Source organism: Nocardia sp. NBC_00881 (assembly GCF_045207455.1).
Lineage (GTDB): Bacteria > Actinomycetota > Actinomycetes > Mycobacteriales > Mycobacteriaceae > Nocardia.
The window spans coordinates 5,670,692-5,691,610 of sequence record NZ_CP108798.1; the positions used below are offsets into that span (position 1 = coordinate 5,670,692).

Annotated in this window: 20 protein-coding genes; 9 read left to right on the plus strand and 11 right to left on the minus strand. The window is 66.0% G+C overall.

Going from position 1 to position 20,919, the window contains the following annotated elements:
• The first annotated feature begins 77 nt into the window (after window positions 1-77).
• From OH799_RS24255 to OH799_RS24270, 4 genes are all read left to right on the plus strand, one after another.
• Window positions 78-869, plus strand: a complete 792-nt coding sequence (locus OH799_RS24255; protein WP_406268306.1) for a TIGR03084 family metal-binding protein — start codon at window positions 78-80, stop codon at window positions 867-869.
• Window positions 870-1,222: 353 nt separating this feature from the next.
• On the plus strand, window positions 1,223-1,921 hold the full coding sequence (locus tag OH799_RS24260; RefSeq protein WP_406268309.1) for a hypothetical protein: 699 nt from the start codon (window positions 1,223-1,225) through the stop codon (window positions 1,919-1,921).
• Window positions 1,922-2,093: 172 nt separating this feature from the next.
• Complete coding sequence (locus OH799_RS24265) at window positions 2,094-2,561, plus strand: SRPBCC family protein (protein ID WP_406268311.1); 468 nt, start codon at window positions 2,094-2,096, stop codon at window positions 2,559-2,561.
• A 10-nt stretch (window positions 2,562-2,571) separates the two neighbouring features.
• Window positions 2,572-3,144, plus strand: a complete 573-nt coding sequence (locus OH799_RS24270; protein WP_406268314.1) for a ribonuclease H — start codon at window positions 2,572-2,574, stop codon at window positions 3,142-3,144.
• A gap of 77 nt (window positions 3,145-3,221) precedes the next feature.
• Here the strand turns inward: OH799_RS24270 and OH799_RS24275 are convergent, their stop codons facing one another.
• The 9 genes from OH799_RS24275 to OH799_RS24315 all read right to left on the minus strand — a co-directional run bounded on the left by OH799_RS24275 (window position 3,222) and on the right by OH799_RS24315 (window position 12,786).
• Entirely contained in the window at window positions 3,222-4,010 is a 789-nt protein-coding gene (locus OH799_RS24275; RefSeq protein ID WP_406268317.1) for a hypothetical protein, read from the minus strand.
• Window positions 4,011-4,143: 133 nt separating this feature from the next.
• Window positions 4,144-5,322 (minus strand): MlaD family protein, encoded by a 1,179-nt coding sequence (locus OH799_RS24280; RefSeq protein ID WP_406268320.1) that lies wholly within the window; start codon window positions 5,320-5,322, stop codon window positions 4,144-4,146.
• Window positions 5,319-6,410 (minus strand): MCE family protein, encoded by a 1,092-nt coding sequence (locus OH799_RS24285; protein WP_406268323.1) that lies wholly within the window; start codon window positions 6,408-6,410, stop codon window positions 5,319-5,321. Before OH799_RS24285 ends, OH799_RS24280 begins: the two co-directional genes overlap by 4 nt.
• 8 nt (window positions 6,411-6,418) lie before the next feature.
• On the minus strand, window positions 6,419-7,528 hold the full coding sequence (locus OH799_RS24290) for an MCE family protein (protein WP_406268326.1): 1,110 nt from the start codon (window positions 7,526-7,528) through the stop codon (window positions 6,419-6,421).
• Window positions 7,525-8,523: an MCE family protein gene (locus tag OH799_RS24295; protein ID WP_406282471.1), complete on the minus strand. Its 999-nt coding sequence runs from the start codon at window positions 8,521-8,523 to the stop codon at window positions 7,525-7,527. Before OH799_RS24295 ends, OH799_RS24290 begins: the two co-directional genes overlap by 4 nt.
• Window positions 8,523-9,566 (minus strand): MCE family protein, encoded by a 1,044-nt coding sequence (locus OH799_RS24300; protein WP_406268328.1) that lies wholly within the window; start codon window positions 9,564-9,566, stop codon window positions 8,523-8,525. The genes OH799_RS24295 and OH799_RS24300 overlap by 1 nt, the downstream gene beginning before the upstream one ends.
• Window positions 9,563-11,056 carry an MCE family protein gene (locus OH799_RS24305; RefSeq protein WP_406268331.1) on the minus strand — a complete coding sequence of 498 codons (1,494 nt, stop codon included), beginning with the start codon at window positions 11,054-11,056 and terminating at the stop codon, window positions 9,563-9,565. The genes OH799_RS24300 and OH799_RS24305 overlap by 4 nt, the downstream gene beginning before the upstream one ends.
• A 7-nt stretch (window positions 11,057-11,063) precedes the next feature.
• Window positions 11,064-11,927: an ABC transporter permease gene (locus tag OH799_RS24310; RefSeq protein ID WP_406268334.1), complete on the minus strand. Its 864-nt coding sequence runs from the start codon at window positions 11,925-11,927 to the stop codon at window positions 11,064-11,066.
• Between the two features lie 4 nt (window positions 11,928-11,931).
• Complete coding sequence (locus tag OH799_RS24315) at window positions 11,932-12,786, minus strand: ABC transporter permease (protein ID WP_357258706.1); 855 nt, start codon at window positions 12,784-12,786, stop codon at window positions 11,932-11,934.
• A gap of 527 nt (window positions 12,787-13,313) precedes the next feature.
• Here OH799_RS24315 and OH799_RS24320 point away from each other — a divergent pair.
• A complete protein-coding gene (locus OH799_RS24320) occupies window positions 13,314-13,988 on the plus strand; it encodes a S1 family peptidase (RefSeq protein WP_406282474.1) in 675 nt (224 codons plus the stop codon).
• Between the two features lie 58 nt (window positions 13,989-14,046).
• Here the strand turns inward: OH799_RS24320 and OH799_RS24325 are convergent, their stop codons facing one another.
• Both OH799_RS24325 and OH799_RS24330 read right to left on the minus strand, forming a co-directional pair.
• Window positions 14,047-15,498: an MFS transporter gene (locus OH799_RS24325; protein WP_406268338.1), complete on the minus strand. Its 1,452-nt coding sequence runs from the start codon at window positions 15,496-15,498 to the stop codon at window positions 14,047-14,049.
• A gap of 33 nt (window positions 15,499-15,531) precedes the next feature.
• Window positions 15,532-16,158, minus strand: a complete 627-nt coding sequence (locus OH799_RS24330) for a hypothetical protein (RefSeq protein WP_357258700.1) — start codon at window positions 16,156-16,158, stop codon at window positions 15,532-15,534.
• 189 nt (window positions 16,159-16,347) lie between these two features.
• Here OH799_RS24330 and OH799_RS24335 point away from each other — a divergent pair, with 189 nt between their 5' ends.
• From OH799_RS24335 to OH799_RS24350, 4 genes are all read left to right on the plus strand, one after another.
• On the plus strand, window positions 16,348-16,683 hold the full coding sequence (locus OH799_RS24335) for a hypothetical protein (protein WP_406268341.1): 336 nt from the start codon (window positions 16,348-16,350) through the stop codon (window positions 16,681-16,683).
• A gap of 65 nt (window positions 16,684-16,748) precedes the next feature.
• Window positions 16,749-18,038 (plus strand): serine hydrolase domain-containing protein, encoded by a 1,290-nt coding sequence (locus OH799_RS24340; protein ID WP_406282477.1) that lies wholly within the window; start codon window positions 16,749-16,751, stop codon window positions 18,036-18,038.
• Window positions 18,039-18,115: 77 nt separating this feature from the next.
• Window positions 18,116-19,495: a cytochrome P450 gene (locus OH799_RS24345; RefSeq protein WP_406268344.1), complete on the plus strand. Its 1,380-nt coding sequence runs from the start codon at window positions 18,116-18,118 to the stop codon at window positions 19,493-19,495.
• Window positions 19,496-19,775: 280 nt separating this feature from the next.
• Window positions 19,776-20,684: a L,D-transpeptidase gene (locus OH799_RS24350; RefSeq protein ID WP_406268347.1), complete on the plus strand. Its 909-nt coding sequence runs from the start codon at window positions 19,776-19,778 to the stop codon at window positions 20,682-20,684.
• Window positions 20,685-20,919 lie beyond the last annotated feature (235 nt).

Genomic DNA, 20,919 nt, shown 5'->3' on the forward strand with positions numbered 1-20,919 from the left:
TGCATTTTTCTCGGCCCGCTGCGAAGCTGAACCGCGAAGGCACCCGAGGCGGTGTGCCCCGATCGGGAGGGGAACGGATGGCCGACCTCGAAGTGCTACTCGGCGATTTCGCCGCCGAATGCGCGGATCTGGAACGGCTCGTCGCCCCGTTGTCACCGGCGGACTGGGCGCAGCCGACCCCGGCGGCCGGCTGGACCATCGCACACCAGATCGGCCACCTGGCCTGGACCGACGAGGTCGCGACCATCGCCGCCGCGGCCCCAGGCGGCTTCCAGAAACTGATAGCCGATGCGGGGCCACGTGCGCTCACCTTCGTCGATGAAGCTGCCGAGGAAGCCGCGGCCGCACCACCCGCCGAACTGCTCGACCGGTGGCGGCACGGACGCACTACCTTCACCGACGCGCTGCGCGCAGTGCCCGTAGGCGTCAAGCTGCCCTGGTTCGGTCCGCCGATGAGCGCGGCTTCGATGGTCACCGCCCGCATCATGGAGACTTGGGCGCACGGGCAGGACGTGGCCGATACCGTCGGAGTCGCAAGGACTCCCACCACGCGCCTGCGCAGCGTGGCGCACATCGGCGTGCGGACCAGGAACTTCGCGTACACGGTGCGCGAAAAGACCCCGCCCACTGAAGAATTCCTGGTTGAGCTGACGGCGCCCGATGGTGCGATCTGGTCTTGGGGTCCAGAGAAGGCCGTGCAGCGAGTAATCGGCCCCGCAGTGGACTTCTGCCTGCTGGTGACGCAGCGCCGCCATCTCGACGACCTCTCGATCGAGGTGCATGGCGAGGACGCCGCCGAATGGCTCAGCATTGCACAGGCTTTCGCGGGCCCGACGGGAAAAGGCAGGACAGCGGGCCAGTTCGCCTGACCCGCTGACACCCGACCCGGTCCGAAGATCCGGGAGCGGGCGAGCGCCACACTTGGGTGCGCCGTTCGTGTCGACGGCCGGACGCCATTGGCCGGGTGTCTCAATGTGGCAGTCGAGAATGACGCTCGCCAGCTACGCGATTGTTTACCCGCTGTTGTGCCGTCGGAAACATTCATAGGCCCTGGCATCGGTGCTCGACCGTCCGGCGCGGCAGCTCTGGCGGCACACATTGTGATGCCGATCTCCCTCACGCGGTGTAGCCACCGGCCACGCCGGTAACCTGGATAAGCGTGCGACTTCCGATGGTGCGGGTCGTTCTGTCGAGGAGCAGCAACGCAGACGAAGGACGCATCGTGACAGCACATAGATCTGCCCAGTTCGCACGGCACGCCACCATCGTGCTCGCCGGCGCCACCAGTCTCAGCCTGACCGTCGTCGCGGGTGGGTACATCGTGCACCAGATGGCCGATGCGCAACGCCCCGACAGGGAGTTTGCCGCACCGGTCGCTCCGACCGGGCCGAAGGATATCCACCGCGGCGGTCCGGTCGGCTCCGGTCCGAGGCTGACCAGCCGCAGCTTCGCGCTGCCCGCGGCGTACACGCGACAGCTGGCAACCGAACCGACACGCGCGGAACCGCATAGCGATTCGACCCAGCGCGCGCCGACGAGCCGTGGCGGCAAGGTCAGGTTGGGCGACGCCTTTGTCGAAGCGCGGATCGCCGAGGCCGAGACGGACACCGTCTCGGTCACGGTGGGCACCAACGCGTTCGCTTTGCTCACCGGCTACCTGCCGACTCCGGTGCCGGAACAGCTCGGCACGGCACCGTCAGCCGTGACCACGGTGCGCACCGATCTCGACATCCACCGCGGTGAGGTGCGATTGGCGTTCTCCGACCCGACGCTCGGCGAGCACGATCTGCGTCTGAGCCGTTGCCCTGAGCCCGTGGCAACTCCGGAGGAGACACGCCCCACAGGCATGGGTTCCGAGCCTGCCGGCCCCGAGACCACGGTTGCGCTCCCGCGCGGCGCCGACCACGCCGTCGCGGTGTAACCCGATCGCGGACACCTCGTCGACCAGCTTCGAGGCGGCGGCTCACACCCGAGTTCTCGAGCAACCGTCCAGTCCATATCTGGCAATACGTCGCACCAAATTCCGGCCATCCCCTCGAATAAAGAGGAGAGCTGTAGTACTTTTAACGCCAGTCGTGGGACAGGGAGGGCCTATGGGCCACATCAAGTACGCGAGTGACGTCGGAGCGCCGGTAGAAGTGGCATTCACTTACACGGACAACCATCTCTTCGTACCGAACTGGATGTTCGGCATCGCGAACTTCGAGCCGACCGGCGAACTCGACCGCGGCCTCGGCGCAGCCTTCGCCGCCCGTCTCGGGTTCTGGCGACAGGCCGTGACATGCGAGATCACCGAATACCGCCGCAACGCGGTGATCGGGTATACGCTCCGTGGGCGTTTGACCTGGACGTTGACGCTGCGCTTCGACCCGCTCGGCTATGGGCGGTCGGTGCTGACGTCCGAGGCGGAGTACAGTCCACCCCGCGGATTCATCACCGGGCGCCTGTGCGCCGGTCCGATGGATGCCGCCGTGAAGTCGGCACTCCGCCGCACTGAAACCCAATTGCGAAGGGAGATAGAGGAATTCCACGGTACCGATCTTGTCGGTCGGATTGCGTAGGGTGCCACCCATGATCATCGTGAGCACCGACGGATCCTGCCTCCGCAATCCCGGCGGCGCCATCGGCTGGGCTTGGGTCAATCATCAGGGCTCCTCGGCGAGCGGAGGAGCCGCGTCCGGAACCAACCAGGTCGCGGAATTGCGTGCGGTACTGGAAGCGATTGTCGCCCATTCCGGGTCCGAACCCCTTTTCATCGAAAGCGATTCGCTGTACGCGATCAAGTGCGCCTCGGAGTGGGTGTCGGGCTGGCGGGTCAACGGCTGGCGCACATCCGCCGGGGGTGCAGTGAAGAACGTCGAACTCATCCGGCAGATCGACCGGGCCATCGCGAGCAGGCCGGGTCCGGTCCGGTTCCGCTGGGTCCGTGGGCATGTCGGCAACTACTTCAACGAGCAGGCCGACGCGCTGGCCGGCGAAGCGGCTCGGCGGGCTGCGGTCACCGCGGCCGTCGCCGAGGTGAACACCGTGGAAATCCCCGCGGTGACTGTGGAAGAAGCGTCGGCGGCGCCGGAAGCGCCGAAGGACAAGGCCGCGGGGAAGGCGGCCGCGCCGTCGGCGCCGCAGACATTGACGCTGTTCTGATCCGCTCGCGCGGATCGCGAAGACTGCCCGAATAGCCTCCGGCGGTGGTGGCTCGGCCCACCGCCGGAGGCACTCGGCTAGTTGCCCGGCTGCGGCGCGGGCTGGCCCGACGGCGCGGGCTGCTGGCCGTTGCCCGGCGCGGGCGCACCAGGCAGGCCGTTTCCCGCCCCCTTCAACATAGGCGAGTCGAGTTTCTCGACCAGCCACTTGTCACCCGACTTCTGCAGCTGGGCGATCACCACCACAAACTGCCGCTCCGGGTTGGGCTGGGTGAAATTCGTCCGGTACTGCGTCAGGGTCACCAGCACCTTGGCCGAGGTCTGGTCCCCGGACTGGTAGCCGCACTGCACGTCGTCGGCCCAGGACTTGACCTGCGCCTGGACCATGGCATCCCTGAGCGCCTTGGTCGCGTCGTCGAACTCCTTCAGGAACTCGCCGGTCGCGCCGGCCTTCACCGTCGTGAAGTAGTCGTCGAGGTTCTTCGAGTAGTCGTAGACGGAGACGTCCTTGCCGAACTTGCACGCGGCACTGGTCGAATCGCGGATCGCGTCGAGCTTGTCACCGCGGTCCTTGCCCTGCAGGAAGAACACGACGACCGCCGTGATCGCCGCCACCGCGAGCACACCGGCCACGAATGCAGCCACCAAGGGCAGCGAAGTGGATCTCTGCGGCGTGGCGGGACGAGCGCCCCCCTCGGGTTCGCTCTTCTTGTTCGTCTTCTCCTTGTCCGCCTTCTCCGCCTTGGACTCCTCGGCCTTCGCGGCGGCGGCGTCCTCCGATTCGGCGGTCACCTCGTCGGTGGCCTCGTCGTTATCGGCGGCCTTGGTCTCGGCGTCCTTGTCGGTCTCGGCGTCGTCGGTAGACATCGATACAACCTGCACTTTCCCGACGCGCGTCGGCGCGCCGATTGGCTGACCGGCCCGCAACAGAGGCGAACCGTAGGCGTTCAACCGGCGAGTATGCCCGGCCGACGGGATGGCCACCGGGCCGGGTACGAACTCACCGCACCGGAGGACGGGTCCGCTCGTTCGGATCCACACCCGGCGGTATGTGCGCGCCGTTGTTCGGCACATCGGGACGCGGCGCGTTGGCCGCACCACGGATCAGCTGACCCGGCGGCGGGTTCTCGCAGTAGTTCCACTTCGGAATCGTGCCGTCCTGCACGACCTCGTTGCGGATCTTCGGAGTGTTGTAGGTGCAGAACGGCCGCGGCCAGATGTCGACGATCGCGTGGAACTCACCGTCGTGCGCCGGGATTCCGAGCGCCTCGCCGCCGAGCGCGAGCGAGGGGAACAGCGCACGCAGCGCGGGCAGCCGCAGCTGCGCCGCCTTGGTGATCGCCTGAAAGTTGGTCGCCAGGCTGGTGATCGGGTCGGCCGTCTTGTCCAGCACCGCACCGAGGCTGGTGAGCTGGCCTGGCGCCTGCTCGAGTACGCGCTGCAGCTCCGCGTTCGCGTCGTTGAACTGCTCGAACAGCGTTCCGGAGTTACGCGTCAGGGTGGCGAGATCCGGCTGCGCGTGCGATGTGGTCTCGGAGATGGTGCGCAGGTTGGTGATCAGGTTCGTGGTCTGTGGCAGCAGCGAGTCCAGGCCCGCCGCGGCCAGGCTGATCCCGTTGACCATGCCGCGCAGTTGATCCGGTCCACCGCTGAGCGCGATGTCCAGCTCGTTCAGGATGACCTTGAACTTGCCCGGCTCGATCTGTGCGATCAGCGCACTGGAGTTGTCCAGCACCGACCACACCGGCGTCGGCGTGTGGATCTTCTCCGGATCGAATTGGATCACCGCGCCGTTGGCCAGGTACGGGCCCTGTTCCGCGTTCGGCCGGAAGTCGATGTACTGCTCACCGGCGCCGGAGAGCGCCTGCACCGCGATCGCGGTGTCCACCGGGATCTTGTACTTCGACTCGATCTGCGCGGTTGCGGAGATGGCCTGGCCGCGGTCGGTCAACTTGATCGAGGTGACCTTTCCGATCCGCCATCCGCGCAGTGTCACGTCGTTACCCGGTTGCAGGCCGCCGGAACGGTCCAAGTTCACGGTGACGGTGTAGTTCGAGCGCAGCGGATTGATCCGCATGACATTCACCATCAGGTATGCGGCCCCGACCAGCAACACAAGAATCAGGCCGAGATTCGACAGCAGCAGCTTGCGCCCGAACAGCTTGGACAAGAAGGTCATCGGTGCCCTCCCGTCACCCGGCCGTACACCAGTTGCAGCACCTGGATCAGGCTGCCCGCGAAGTCCTGCAGGTCGTTGAGGTCCGGGAGCTTGCCGTGCTGCGGATCGGTGAGCGCGCTGAGGTCGAGATTGGTGGCGGTCGCGTACACCGCGAAGCTGTTGCCTCGGAACGTCGCGTCCAGCTTCGGCCGCAACACCCGCATCCGCTCGAGCAGCAGCCCGAAGCCGTCGCCAGTCCTGGCCAGTGCGTCCATCAGCTGGCGGGTGTTGTCCAGCAGGCTGCTCAACTGCTGGCTGGTGGTGTCGGCGTAGTCGCCGAGGGCGGCGCTCGTGGTGGACACCTTGGTCAGCAGTTCACCGATGGCCCTGTTGTTCTCGGCGATGGCACCGATCATCTGCGGAAGCGTGTCGGCAACCTCGCCGAGCTCGGCACGACGCGACTCGATGGTCGTCGCCAGGGTGCTGAACTCGTTGAGCACGCTGTCGACCCGGGCGGTGTTGTCGTTCAAACTGCCGACCACACCGGTCATCTCGGTGATCAGGTGGGACAGCTGACCGCCACGCCCGCCGACGATCGAGTCCAGCTCCGCACCCAGCTTCGACAAGCTGGCGATGCCGCCGCCATTGAACAGTAGGGAGACCGAGATCAGCAACTGCTCGACGGTCGCGCCCGCGGACGTGCTCTCCAGAGTGAGCGTGTCGCCGTCGTGCAGCGTCTGCGTGCCGGGCTCGGTCTTGGGCTTGGACACCGCGACGAACACGTCACCGAGCGGGGTGGCCTGGCGCAGTTCCGCCGTGCTGCCCTTGGGCAGCTCGATGTCCTTGCTGATGGTCAGATCGACAACCGCCTGGAAGTTCTTGGTCTTGATGTTGGAGACCACGCCGACGTCCGAGCCGCCGATCTTCACCTTCGCCTGGTCGGGCAGGTTCAGTGCGTTCTCGAACACCGCGTGCACGGTGTAGGTGTCCCCGGACATGCCCGGCTTGGGCAGTGGCAATTTCTCCACCGTGAGCCCGCAGCCTGAGGTGACGCCGACAGCGGCCACCGCTGCGGCGGCGACCAGCGCCCTGCGTGCCTTGATCGTCATGCGGTACGTCATTTCGTCAGTCCGAGCAGCGCCGCGGTGAGCCCGTAGTCGGGTCCGAAGTCCTGCATGTTTCCGGTACGGCAGCCATCCGCCTTCATCTGGATCCGTTCGCAGAACAAGCTGACGATCTCACCTGAGAGCGCGGTGCCGATCACCCCGTGCAGCCGGACATAGCTGTGCTCGCGGTTCACCATGCCATCGATGTTCTGCATGACCATCGGCGTAAGGTCGACGACCTCGGTGATGCCGTAGGCGTTGTCACGCAGCTGCTGGGTGACGTTGGTCAGGCCTGTCATGGACCCCGACAGCTGATCCCGATACTGCGACAACGTGGTGCTGGTGTTCGCCAGGAAGGCGTTGAGCTGATCCAGTGTCGCCTGCAGGCCGGGGGATTGCTCGGCGAGTAGGCCGCTCAACTGGGTCATCCGGTTGCTGAAATCGCGCACCGATTGGTCATTCTCGGCCAGCATCGTGGTGAGATCGTTCAGCTTGACGATAATGTTGGACACCGCATCCTTATTGTCCACACCGACCTTCAGCGCGCCGGACAGCGCGTTGAGGGTGTCGCGCATTTTCGCGCCGTTGCCGTTCATCATCGGGTAGAGCACCCGGCCGGACAGCGGGCCGAGGCCTTCCTGACCGGGCTCCGGCTTCAGCGCGGCCGCGAACTGATCAATCGTCTTGATCATTGTGTCCAGCTCGACCGGCGTCTTGGTGCGGCCCTTCAGCAGATGCGCGCCGTCGGACATGGTGTCACCGGCGGTGTAGACCGGAGTGAGTTCGATGTGCCGGTCGGTCACAATGGATGGCGAAATGATCGCTGCCATCGCGTCTTTCGGGATCTTGACGTCCTTGTCGATGGAGATGTGCACCTCGATGAGGGTGCCCTTCGGCACGATCTTGTCCACCTTGCCGACGTCGAGTCCGAGCACCGTGACCGGGTTGCCCTCGTAGATGCCCGCGATGTTCTCGAAGTCCGCGGTGATCCGCATCGTCGTGCCCAGTGCGTCGTTCACCGAACTCGGCAGCAGCGAACAACTGCCGACCGCCAATGCGGCGGCGCTGATCATCAGTGTCTTCGCGACTGTCTTCAGCTGGAAAGCGCTGCGGAGTTTCATCCCTGGCACCCCTCGATAACTTGGGCGAAGCACAGCCAGTTGTCCGGGAACAGCCACGGCAGGCCGACGTCACCGTACGGACCGCTGCCGCCGTAGGAGTTCGCCAGGTAACGCAGGGTCGGCGGCATCAGCGACAGCATGCGATCCAGGTTGTCCTTGTTCTTCTGCAGGCCCTCGGCCATGGTGTTCAGCTGCTGGATGGTCGGGCCGAGCTGATCGTTGTTCTCGGCGCCGATTTCCTGCAGCTGCTTGGTCAGCGCCGCGATGTTGTCCAGCAGCTGACGCAGCAGGCCTTGGCGCTCCATCACCCGGTTCGCGATGGCCTCGCCCTGGGTGATCACCAGCAGCACGCTGTTGCGATTGTCCCCGAGGATCTGGGTGACCCGGTCCAGGTCCTTGAGCAGACCGTCCACCTCGCCCTTGCGGGCATCTATCACCTTGGCCAGCGCGCCGACGCTGTCGAGCGCCTGCACCATCAGTTCGGGCGAGTCGCCTATCTGCTTGTTGATCAGATTCAGCGCCGCCGCCAGCTTCTCGGTGTCGAGCGCCTCGAACTTCGGGGTGCCGACTTGGACCACATCGGACAGGTTGTAGGGAACCGAGGTGTTGGACACCAGGATTCGCCCGCCCTTCAGGCCGGAGCCGTCGCCGGGATCGAGGTCGACGAACCGTGCTCCGAGCAGCGTCGCCATCTTGATCGAGGCGCGTGCGTCCGGGCCGAGCTTCACATCATCGCTCACGTTCAACGTCAGCAGCACGTGGTCACCCTCGAGCTTCGCACCGGCTACCCGGCCGGAGCCAACGCCCGCGACGTTCACCTTGTCGCCGACCTTGATGCCGGCGGCCTGCACGAACTCGGCCTCGACCGTCTGCTCGCCCACCCCGACGAGCTTGTAGACGCTGGACACCAGCAGCAGCACCACGATGAGGACGCCACCGAGGATGCCCAGCCAGAAGTACCGGTTGTTGTCGAACCTGGACCTGAGCTTCGTCATCATGGGCGGCACACCGCCGAGTGCGAAGTGCCACCGATTTGCGAGAACAGACCGCGGGGGAAGAGGACGCCGTACAGCGAGACGTCCACGCCGCAGAGATACGCGTTGGCGTAGGCGCCCTCGGAGGCATGCCTACCCGCGGCGGCCAGGACGTTCGGCAGGTCGATCGCCGCCTGGTCGAGCTTGGCGCCGTTGTCCAGCAGCAGGGTCAGCGCCGCGCTGGTGGAGTTCTGCGCGGTCTGCAGCTTCGGCTGGATCTGGCCCATCATGTCGACCAGTGACGTCGTCGCGCTCGCGATCTGCACCGTAGAGGCCTGCAAGGACTGCCCCTGCTCGTACAGCCCGCCGATCAAGGCCCGGGTCTGGGTCACCAGGGTCTCCAATTCATCACCTCGCTTGGCCAACCCCGACATCACACCGGACAGGTTGGAGATCACGTCGGACAGGATCGCGTCCCTGCGCTGGAAGTCGGTCGCCAGCTGCGCAGCCTGAACGATGAACGCGCTCAACGAGACACCATCACCCTGCAACGCCTGGATGAAGGTCTCCGACAGCCGGTTGACCTGCTCGGGCTGCAGCACCTGGAACAGCGGCTGGAATCCGTTGAGCAGACCCGATACATCGAACGACGGCTCGGTCCGCTCGATCGGAATCGAGCCCTTGTTCTTCAGCGCCGCCGGGCTCGACTCCTTACCGGGAGCCAGCGCCACATACCGCTGACCGATCAGATTCTGGTAGCGGACAAGTGCTTTGGTGTCGTCGAAGAGCGTCTGGTCGCGCTGCACCACGAAGGTCACCTTCGCGACCGACTTCTTCAGGTTGGTGTCGCGACCCAGCTCGATCTTCTCGACCTTGCCCACCCGCACGCCTGCCATTCGCACGTCGTCGCCCTCGTGCAGACCGAGCACGTCGGAGAACGTCGCGGTGTAGGTGTTCGTGTCACCGCTGACGATGCGCGCCAACGTGTTCCACACGACCACCGTCACCAGAATGGACACGATCGCGAAGATGCCGAATCCGATCAGCGGCTTACGAATGCTCATCGTCCGGCACCATTGTCGGACACCTGCATGGTTCCGCCCTTCAGAATCGAGCTCAGCAGCAGATATTCGGCGGTGGTCGGCTTGCGGCCGAGCAGCGCGACGATCGCGGAGTCACCCTGGTAGGAGATCGGCCGGGCCGACGGGGTCCCCTCTGGCGCCACGGCCGGAGCGGCGGGTGCCGGCACCGCCGCGGCAGGCGGGAACAGGCCCGGCGGCAGCATCGGGAACAAACCCTCCAGCGGAGTGCCCGCGAATGGGGCGAGTGCGCCGCCGGTCGGAGCGGCCGTGGTGGCCCGGTTCGGGTCCGGGGTGGTGACACCCGGAATCAGCGGCAGACCTGGCATCGATACCACCGGAGGAAGCCCGGCGGCCGAGGCCAGCGCGCGCGGCTTCAGCTGCTCTGGGAGCTCACCGACGTCTGCGACCGCGGGGGCCGTCAAGCAGCTCGGGCCCGCCATTTCGCCGTAACGTGGGCAGTCGGCCACGGTGTACGGGCGGTACGGCGTCAGCGTGACGCCCGCGTTCCAGACCTGCTGCTTCTGCGGACCCCAGGTGAATGTGGTGTCCATCCGGCGCATGGTCTCGCTCAGGTTGAGCAGGCTCTGGGTGATCGCGTTCGGGTCGGCGGTGATCGCACCGAACATGTCGCTGGTCCCCGCGGTGACCTCCTTGCCGACATTCGGGTTGCGGGCGAACAGATCGTTCACCGTGTCCACGGTGCCGCTTGCCCCGGTGATCAGCGCGACCAGCTCGCTGCGGCGATCGGCGATCGTGCGCGCGGTCTGCACCGAGGTGCCGAGCACGTCGACCAGTTCCGGCGCGGACTGGTTGAGCGCGTGGAACGACGCGGAGAAATCACCCAGCAGTATGCCGAGATCGGGGATCGAGTCATCGACGGCCTGCAGCCAGCGGTCGAACCGCTCGATGGTCGAACCTGGCATCCGGCCGCTGCCGTCCAGCGCCTGCGACAGGGTGCCGAGCACCCGGCCGAACTGCACCGGGTCGATCTCGTCGAGGATGTTGCGCACCGTGGTGAGCGTGTCCTGCAACGCGATGGTGCCCTGGCTGCGGTCCTCGTCGATGGTGGAGCCCTCGTGCAGGTACTGATCGGCGGGGCCGTTGAAGACCAGCTCGACGGAGGTGACGGCGAACAGATTGCTCGGCACTACGCGGGCGGTCACGTTGGCCGGGATGTCGCCCGCGAATTCCGGCTTCATCTCGATCCGGACCTTCTGCAGCTCACCCTTGGCCGCGATGTCGACGTTCTTCACCGCGCCGACGAGCACGCCGCGGAACTTGACGTCGGCCTGCTCGGGCAGGCCGTCACCGGTGGTGGTCAGGTTCGCGGTGACGTTCACCTTCTCCTGGAAGAAGCCCTTGTAGCGCAGCATCAAGAAGCTCAGCACCAGCGCGAAGACGACCAGACCGCACACGCCCGCGATGAGCAGCTGCCGCATGGTGGGTCCACGCCCACTGGGATCGATGATCATCTGGTGATTACCCCGAGATCCGGATGCCGGGGGTGATGCCCCAGATCGCCAATGTCATGAACAGATTCGCGAAGACGACCGCGATGATGCACATCTTGATCGCCCGGCCGGCGGCCACGCCGACACCCTCCGGACCGCCGGAGGCGAAGAAGCCGTAGTAGCACTGGATGAAGGTGGTGATCGCGACGAACAAAATCGCCTTGATCAGCGAATAGATCACGTCCGTCGGGATCAGGAACTGATAGAAGTAGTGCTGGTAGGTGCCGGTGGCGGTGCCGCCGATCAGCTGAACGGTGAGCGCGCAGGAGATGTAGGCCATGGCCAGGCCGAGGCAGTACAGCGGGATGATGGCAACCATCGCCGCGAACATTCTGGTGCTGATCAGGTAGGGCAGCGGCCGAATGGCGATGGACTCCAGCGCGTCGATCTCCTCGGAGATGCGCATGGCGCCCAGCTGCGCAGTGAACCGGCAGCCCGCTTGCGCGGCGAAGGCGAGCGTCGCGAGCAGCGGGCCGAGTTCGCGGGTCGTCGCGAAGGCCGAAATGGCACCGGTGATCGGGCTCAGGCCGAGCAGGTTCAGTGAGTTGTAGCCCTGGATGCCGACGGTCATACCGCCGAAGGCGCTGAGGATGACGACTACGCCGATGGTGCCGCCGCCGACGACGAGGTTGCCGTTGCCCCATGTGACGTCGGAGAGCAGGCGCCACACTTCCTTGGGATAGTGCTTGAGCGCCAGGGGAATCGAGCCGATCGAGCGCAGCAGGAAGAACACCTGGTGGCCGAGCCTGGCGAGCAGATCAACCGGCACCTGAGCGGATTTCCGGATCGTTTGGAAGGGCCGCAGCAGCGGAGGTACATAGGTTGATGACACTGGTTCAGACCACCTGTGACGGGAACAGTGCGTTGTAAACCTGGGTGATGATGAGGTTCACCCCGAACAGCATGATGGCGGAACTCACCACCGCGGAATTCACCGAGTTCGCGACACCGCCCGGACCACCACGAGTGTTCAATCCGGTATCGCAGGCGATGATTGCCGCCAGCAGACCGAAGATCAGTGATTTCACCAGTGCGACAAGTAGGTCGGTGGTCACCGCGAACGACGAGAAGGTGCCGACATACGAGCCCGGTGTGCCGTTCTGCGCGAAAATATTGAAGATGTAGCCGGTCAGAAAGCCGACGAAGACGACGAAGCCGCACAGCAGCACGCTGACGAGCATCGCCGCGCCGAGCCGGGGCGCGACCAGCCGTCGCAGCGGGTCGACGCCCATCACCTTCATGGCGTCTATCTCCTCACGGATGGTGCGCGAGCCGAGGTCGGCGCAGACCGCGGAACCGACGGCGCCCGCGATCATCAACGAGGTGACCAGCGGCGCACCCTGCTGGATGATGCCGAGGCCGTTGGCCGCGCCGATGAACGAGGTGGCGCCGACCTGACCGGCGACCGAACCGACCTGGATGGAGACGATCACGCCGATCGGAATGGCGACCAGCAGCGTCGGCGCGGCGGAGACGCTGGCCATGAAGGCACACTGCCGGACGAACTCAGCAAAGGGAAAGCGCCTGCGGAAAATCGCGACGAACAGTTCGGCGACGGCCGCGATGCCCATCGTGATCTGCCGACCGAAGGTCTCCAGCGAGCGTTTCGGATGATTTTCCCAGTACGACTTCGTCCAATCGACCGCGTCACCGAACCGTGACCCTGTAGGCGGACTGTCGGTCGACTGCACTGGCTAAACCCCTCTCGACGCCGGTTGGATGCCCCGACGACTCGCTTGCTTGAGGCACCTTACTACGGAGTAGCGCAGAACACACCAATGACTAGTGATCGCAGTCATAGATGTCTGTCACCCTTCATGAAAAGCAAAGAGATGGGGCGGCGACCTTGGGATTTATCCCAAGGTCGCCGGTCGGACTTCTAGAACAAGCTACAGCCCGCCTGCGCGAATCCCGCACTGCACCACGCGGTACACCGAATTACTACGGATAATATTCATTTAAATTCGCATTCGATTCCGAGGACGAACAGGTCGAGCACTTCTACCCTGGTGAGACAAATCGAACTCGCGCTTTCGCAATTTCGATAGCGACTCGCTATTGTCAGCGCATAAGATACTTTCGAACTAACATGTACAAAATAGGGTTGAAGCAGGTCGCTGGCGGACAACCCGTGTTAGGTGACGCGCCCGGAGCAGATTACTGACACGATGGGTGCGACAAGATTGATATCGTGCCGGCTTCCGACGTCTGGAGGGACATGTTCAGCAAACTCGCCAAGGTGGCAAATGCCGCCTTCGCCGTCGCCCTTGGCGCGGCGCTGCTCGGTACGGGCGCAGGGGCCGCCAACGCCCAACCGGGCCCGCCGGTCGTGGGAGGTGGATCCGGGATCATCATCGACAACCAATTCGAGTGCACCGTCACCACCGTCGGCCACGACAACGCGGGGCGTCTGGTCGGCCTGACCGCTGGACACTGTGGCGATCCCGGCGCGCAGGTGTACTCCGAATCCGACCGGGGCGCCGGCCTGATCGGCCGGTTCGCGTACTCCAACCACGACCTGGACTACGCCGTCATCCAGTTCGATCCGGGCAAGATCATCCCGGCGAACCGGGTCGGGAACGTCACCATCACGGGGATCGGCGCGCCGGCCACCTTCCCGCAGATCGTCTGTAAAGAAGGACGCACCACCGGCAACACCTGTGGCATCGCCTGGGGTGATGTGTTCCAAACCAACGTCGAGACCTGGAGTCAGATGTGCGTCGTGGAAGGCGACTCCGGCGCGCCGGTGGTCGCCGGCACGACGCTGGTCGGCATGGTGAACGCCTACCTGGCCGTCGCCTGCTTCGGCCCGGAGGTAGGCACCAACATGAGCGCCATCATGGGCGACATCAACGCGCGCGGCGGCGTCGGCGCGGGTTACGTCCCGATCTGATCGACGCCCGACATACCCCGATGAGCGGCCCGAACGGATACCGATCCGTTCGGGCCGCTCATTCTTCGTTGTAAGCCGGTGCGAGCGCCGGTCCTGCCACCGCGCACTGCGGCAGGCAGTCGATGTTGTCCAGGACGGGCGCGTGCCGGGTGGGCCGAAGCAGGACCGCGGCGAGTACCGCACCCGCCACCAGAAGGCCGACACAGATCCACATCGCGGAGGCGAAGCCGTCATCGAACGCGGCCGGATCGCTGAACTCACCGGAGATACCGGCGAGCCCGGGCAGCGCGGCGACCGCGAGCAGCTGCGCGGTGCGAGCGACGGCGTTGTTCACACCGGAGGCGATGCCTGCCTCGCTGGAAGGCACCGCACCGAGCACGGCCCCGGTCAACGGCGCCACGAGCACCGAGAGCCCGAGGCCGAAGACGAGCACGCCGGGCAAGACGTCGGTCAGGTAGGCGGTGTCGGGGCCGATGCGCAGCAGTAGAACCAAACCCGCCGCGGCCAGCAGCGGGCCCGCGGACATCGGGAGGCGCGGGCCATGCCGCTGCGCCCAGCGTCCGGCGGGCGCCGAGAGCACCAGCATGATCAGCGTAATCGGCACGGTCGCGACGCCGGACAGCAACGGCGAATAGCCCGCGACCAGCTGCAATTCCAACACAAGTAGGAAAAACACGCCGCCGAGAGCCGCGTAGACCGCGAACGTCACGAGGTTGGCCGTGGTGAACACCCGCGAGCCGAACAGCGAGGGCGGCACCAGCGGGTGGTCGCTGCGCACCTCGATCGCGACGAACGCGGCCAGCAGCACGACGCCAACGCCGACGAGCAGTGGCATGGAGTCGATCAACCCGAAGGTCAGCGCGCCCAGCGCCCCGGCGACGAGGCAGGCGCCCGGCACGTCGAGCCTGGTCACCGCATTCGGATCACGACTCTCGGGCACATGCTTCAGTGCGACCAGCACGACGACCAGCGTCAGCGGCACGTTGAGGAAGAAGATCGACCGCCAGCCCGCCAGCTCGATCAGCCAGCCGCCAAGGAACGGACCCAGCGCGCCTGCCACGCCGCCGAAGCCGGACCACAGGCCGATCGCCGCACCCTGGTCGCGCTGATCGATCGATGAGGAGATCAGCGCGAGGCTGCCCGGCGTGAGCATCGCGCCCGCCACGCCCTGCAGTATGCGGGCCGCCACCAGCATCTCGATGTTCGTCGCAGCCCCACACAGCACCGAGGCGATCGCGAAACCGATGGTGCCCCAGATGAAGACCTTGCGCCGCCCGAGTCGATCGCCGAGCGAGCCACCGAGCAGGATGAACGAGGCGAGGGTCAGCGTGTAGCCGTTCAGCGTCCACTGCAACCCGGCAACGTCGGTGTCCAGCGACTCCCCGATGCGCGGCAGCGCGATGTTCACAACTGTCGCATCGAGGGAGGCCACCGACGACCCGAGAATGGTGGCCACCAGAATCCAGCGCCCGGTGCCCGATTGCAGTCGGGGAAGCTTGGTGGCACTCATCGAAACCAACCTAGCGGCAGGCCGGAGACACGGTCAGAGCTCCTGGACGCAGACGACGAAGCGGCGCTTGTCGTAGACGTACCCGGTACCGCTGCCGCAGACGCTGACGTCGTCGGCGTTCTGCTGGATCTTGACAACCTTCACGCCCTTCGCGGGGGCCGAACCCGTGCAATCGATGCGCTTGGGATCGTCGCCGCCGACATCCATGCAGCCCCCGACCACCCAGTCGATGTCCAGGCAGAACGCGCCTTGCTCGATGCCGTTCACGGTCTCGGCGTAGTAGTTGTCGGCGTCGCTCACGCACTGCGAGCTCTTCGGCTTCTTCTCGACCACCTTGTAGTTCGCCGCGCGGCTTCCACACGACGACTTGGCGATGGTGGCGTTGGTGGTAGTGCCGCCGAGCGTCACACAGTCGCCGACGTTGGCTTCGAAGTCGGTGTTGCCGCCCTTGGTGGTCGGCGCCGGCTTGCTGGTGCTCGGAGTGGGTTTGCCCGAGGACGGCTTGGGTGTGCTGGTGACCGAAACGGCGTCGATCGTGCCGTTGTTCACAGCCGGCTGGGCGGTGCCGTTGATGGTCGAGCTGCACCCGACGACCACCAGCCCCGCCGCGACGGCGAGTCCGGCGAACACGAGACGACCCCAGGTCGGTTGACGAGACACGTACAGTCCTCCCGAGCTGTAACGCTCCGAACTCACACCCCCGCAAGAATCCGAAGTTGACATGGCTGAGCTTGAAATACCACGCCATGAATACACCATGGACCGAGTACACGTCGAGCCGAAGGCTGGAAACGGACCGTCGGCAACCGATCTGGGTATGGTGGAATTCCGGTGCGAGAGGAGTTCTCCGTGAAGCTGATCAGCGCCATCGTCTGCTCGACCGCAGCTGTCCGCACCTCCCTCGTGCTTCCCGCGATCCACGCACGTCCAGCCCTGTCGAGGTGCGAGTCTTACGAGCACTGTTCGCGGCCGGGCCTGCGTCCGAGTGGGCGAAGCGCACGCGCCGCGGGAAAGAGCCTCGCCCGCTCGGACGTCAGCCATAGGTGGGTCGGAGACACGCAGCGCCGCACGCGCTGCACAACCGAGACGACCTCGGCTGCCGACGTGCACGGTGACTCCGCGAACGCGTCCGACATCACCGCGACGTTCCTCGTCACATCCTCGAGTAGCTGGCAGACGGTGTAAAACCGGTTACCCTGATGGACCGGCCCGACGAACGGCGGTCAGGAGGTGACCCCATGGTTTCGGCAATGGCTGCGGATGAGTTCGAGCCCGACGACTCGGCGGACAGAAAACCGACCGCGCCGCGCGAAATGCTGGTCGACCCGCGATTTATCCGGCTGGCCGATCAGTTCTTCGGCATGTTCTCCCAACCCGCGCGCGGCGGCGGTGCACTCACGGTCTATCTCGACGGCAGGCCCGTGGTCGACATCTGGGCCGGCTGGGCGGACAAGGGCCGCCGCTGGAACGGGGAGACCATCGCACTCACCTTCTCCACCGGCAAGGGCGTGGCGTCGACCGTCGTACACCGACTCGCCGAACGCGGCCTGATCGGCTACGACGTTCCGGTCGCCGAGTACTGGCCGGAATTCGCCGCGCACGGCAAGGACGACATCACGGTGCGCGACGTGCTCTCGCACCGGGCGGGCCTGCACCGGGTGCGCGGCCTCGTCCCAGGGCGCGAAGGCATCCTGAACTACGACAAGGTGGTGCGCGCGCTGGCCGAGAGCCCGCCCGACCCGCGCCGCATCCGAACCTCGGGCTACCACGCGATCACCTTCGGCTGGCTGGTCGCCGAGATCGTGCAACGGGTAACCGACATGGCGTTCATCGAGGTGGTACGCGATGAGATCGCCGATCCGCTGGGACTCGACGAGTTCTGGTTCCGGGTGCCGGAATCCGAGCGACACCGGATCGCCCGGATCTTCCGGCCACTGAGTCCTCCAGGAATCCGCTGGAACACTGCCTCGTCGGTGTTGTCCTGGGTGCGGCCCGTGCGCGGGCTCGCCGAGGCAGGCATGCCGGAGAGCTTCGACGAACTGGTCCGCGACCCGCGCGTGCACGACGCGGTGATGCCCGGATGGAACGGCGTGTTCTCGGCTCGTGCGCTGGCGCGGATGTACGGCGCGCTGGCCAACGGCGGCGTGGTCTACATCGACCAGCCCGAAGGCGTTCGCGGCATCGGCGCGGCCGGGCAGGAGCGCGTTGTGCGCCTCCTGCGCCCGGAGACGATCGAGACGATCGGGCGGGTGCAGCCGACGGAGAGCCGCGACTACGTGCTGGGCGTGCCGATCCGCTTCACCCTCGGCTATCACCGCCCGGTGCTGATGGCCAAGCAGCAACCGCGAAAAGCGTTCGGCCATTACGGCATGGGCGGGTCCGGCGCCTACGCCGATCCGGAGCTCGGCATGTCGATCGCGTTCGTGACCAACCGGCTCGGCGGCGCGGTGACCGCGCTCGGTGACGCCAGGCTCGCGCGGCTCGCGGCGACGGCACAGACCACGGTGCGAAGGCACAAGCTTGCCGGGACGGAACGATAGCGCTGGTCCCCGCGCGGTAGTCCGGCTGGCCGAACCCAGCCGGGGCCGAGTACGTATCTACTGGAATGGATGTGCGTGTGCCGCGGACCGACGCCGGCGAGGAAGGCGCACAGCCGCGCGTGCCGCGGCTGACCGCGCTGCACGCACTGGCGGCGAGCATCGATTTCGAGCGATACTTCCGGTGGCGCAGGGCGCACGAGGGCGATCCGTTCTACGTCCGATTTCCGGGGTTCGGCGCGGCGCTGTTCACGGGGACAGCCGAGGGCGCACGCGAAATGTTCCGAGCACCGGTCGAGTTCCTGGAGCCACCGCGACCGAATCCGATCGAACCGCTGGTCGGTGCCGCATCGCTGATCCTTACGTCGGGTGAGCGGCACCGCCAGGACCGAGCGCTGCTCGCGCCCGCGTTCCATGGCGTGCGGATTCGCGAATACGGCGAGATCATCCGGGACTCCACTCTGCAGGAGATGTCCGGCGAGACCGGCCCGAAGTGGCAGCCGGGCGGGCGCATCGATTCGCGGGCGGCCGCGCGGGCGATCACCCTGCGGGTGATCCTGGCGGCGGTGTTCGGAGTGGACAGCCATGAGCAGCGGGTGGAGTACACCGCCGGCGTCGCGGAGTTCCTCGCATCGTTCTCCGGACCGCTGATGCTGGTGCCGGCGCTGCGGCATGGACTGTTCGGGCACGCACCGTGGGACCGGTTCATCGTGGCGCGCGACCGGCTGGACCGCCTGATCCGCGCCGACATCGCGCGCAGGCGGCAGGGCGTCGACGCCCGGTCCAGCGACATCCTCGGCATGCTGCTGTCCACCCGGTACGACGACGGCACCGCACCCACCGACGACGAACTCTGCGAGCAGTTGCGCACGTTGCTGGTCGCCGGTCACGAGACCACGGCGACCACCCTGGTGTGGGGGCTGTTCCACTTGCACCGTGCGCCCGAAGCGCTGGAACGGCTGCGGATGGAGCTGCGCGAGGCCGGCCCGGGTATGAGGCCGATCGAGCTCGCCGGATTGCCATACCTGGACGCCGTGTGTCAGGAGACGCTGCGTCTGCACCCGCCGGTACCGATCATCCTGCGCCGCCTGACCGGGCCGTGCACGCTGCGTGGCGTAGCGCTCGCACCAGGAGACACGATGGGGGTCGCGGTCCCGTTGCTGCATTCGGACCCTGATGTCTGGTCCGACGCGGCACGGTTCGATCCCGACCGGTTCGTCGAGCGCAAGTATCGGTCGTTCGAGTTCGCTCCGTTCGGCGGTGGCCACCGCCGCTGTGTCGGCGCGGCGCTCGCGGACTACGAACTGCGGATCGCGCTGGCCACCATCCTCAGCCGGGTGCGCCTGCGGCTCTCGCCGCGCTACGCGCACGGACCCGCGCCGGTTTCGGTGCCGCACAACATCGCGACCGGTCCGCACCGCTCGATATCATTCGATGTTTTGAGTGATTTACCTCACTAACACGTTTGGTTGACCCACCTTCCATCCGTCCATCGAAAGCCAGCCTCGCACCGCACTCACCCGTGTGACCCGGATGTTCAACCGATTCATGCCCACCTACCACATGTGTGATGGATGACACAAAGTAACGCACGACCGAATCATTGTGAAACACCACTGGCTTCGGGCCGCGCCGGGACGGTAGGAAGGGTGACAGGGGTCGGGCCGTCAATACCCGTGGAGCGCTCTGCCGGCTCCGCTCACGAATGAGATCTCGCTACGCGCGCGTGCGAGAAATGGAATGGACGAGAAATCTATGCATGCCGCTTTGCACACCGGGTCGCTGCCTGCTCGCCGTCACAGAGGCCGGCTGACCCGCCGGATGCGCGAGGGCGCCCTGTTGTCCGCCGCGATCGCCGCGGCCGGTGTCATGCTCGTCGCCCCTGCACAGGCGGAACCGATTCCTGGCGTCGACACAGGCTCGGCCGCGGCGGCCACCGATCCGCAGGCGAACTTCGCCCCGCCGGCGATCAACATCGCCGACGGTGAGGTCGTCGGCGTGGCGCAGCCCATCATCCTCACCTTCAAGGACCCGGTGACCGATCACGCCGCCGCCGAGCAGTTCATCAAGGTGACCTCGTCGAAGCCCGCCCCCGGTCACTTCTACTGGCGTGGCGACAAGCAGGTGCGCTGGCGGCCGGACGAGTTCTGGCCGGACAACACCGACGTTCAGGTGCAGGCCGGTGGCACAACCAGCTCGTTCAAGATCGGCGACGCGTTCGTCACGACCGCCGACGACAACACCCACACCATCACGATTACCCGCAACGGCGAGGTGGTGCAGGAGATGCCGACCTCGATGGGCAAGCCCAAGCACGAGACCCCGAACGGCACCTACATCGTCGGTGAGCAGCTGCGCAAGATGACCATGGATTCCTCCACCTACGGTGTGCCGGTCACCGACCCCGAGGGCTACAAACTCGAGGTCGAGTACGCGACCCGCATCTCCAACAGCGGCATCTTCGTGCATGCCGCGCCGTGGTCTGTCGCTCAGCAGGGTGTGTCCAACGCCAGCCACGGTTGCCTGAACGTCAGCACCGAAAACGCCAAATGGTTCATGGAGAACTCGCGCAAGGGCGACCCGGTCATCGTGGCGAACACCCAGGGCGGCACGCTCAGCGCCGGCGACGGCTTGGGCGACTGGAACTGAGCTGAGCCGCCTCTCTGAGCCGCCTCTCCGGGTATTCAGGCCGTACCAGTTTGATGCGTGGTAGGACAGGCGCAGGTCCTGCGTAAGTACCTGGCTGAGTTTTGGGCGTGCCCGATGAGTTACCCATGTGCTCGCGAGATCAGTTGTCGTGTCGTGTCGCGCCCCTTCGGGGGCGCTGACGAACAAATAATGCGAAGTCGATCACCGGCATATCCGGTGTTTGCTTCACTTGGCC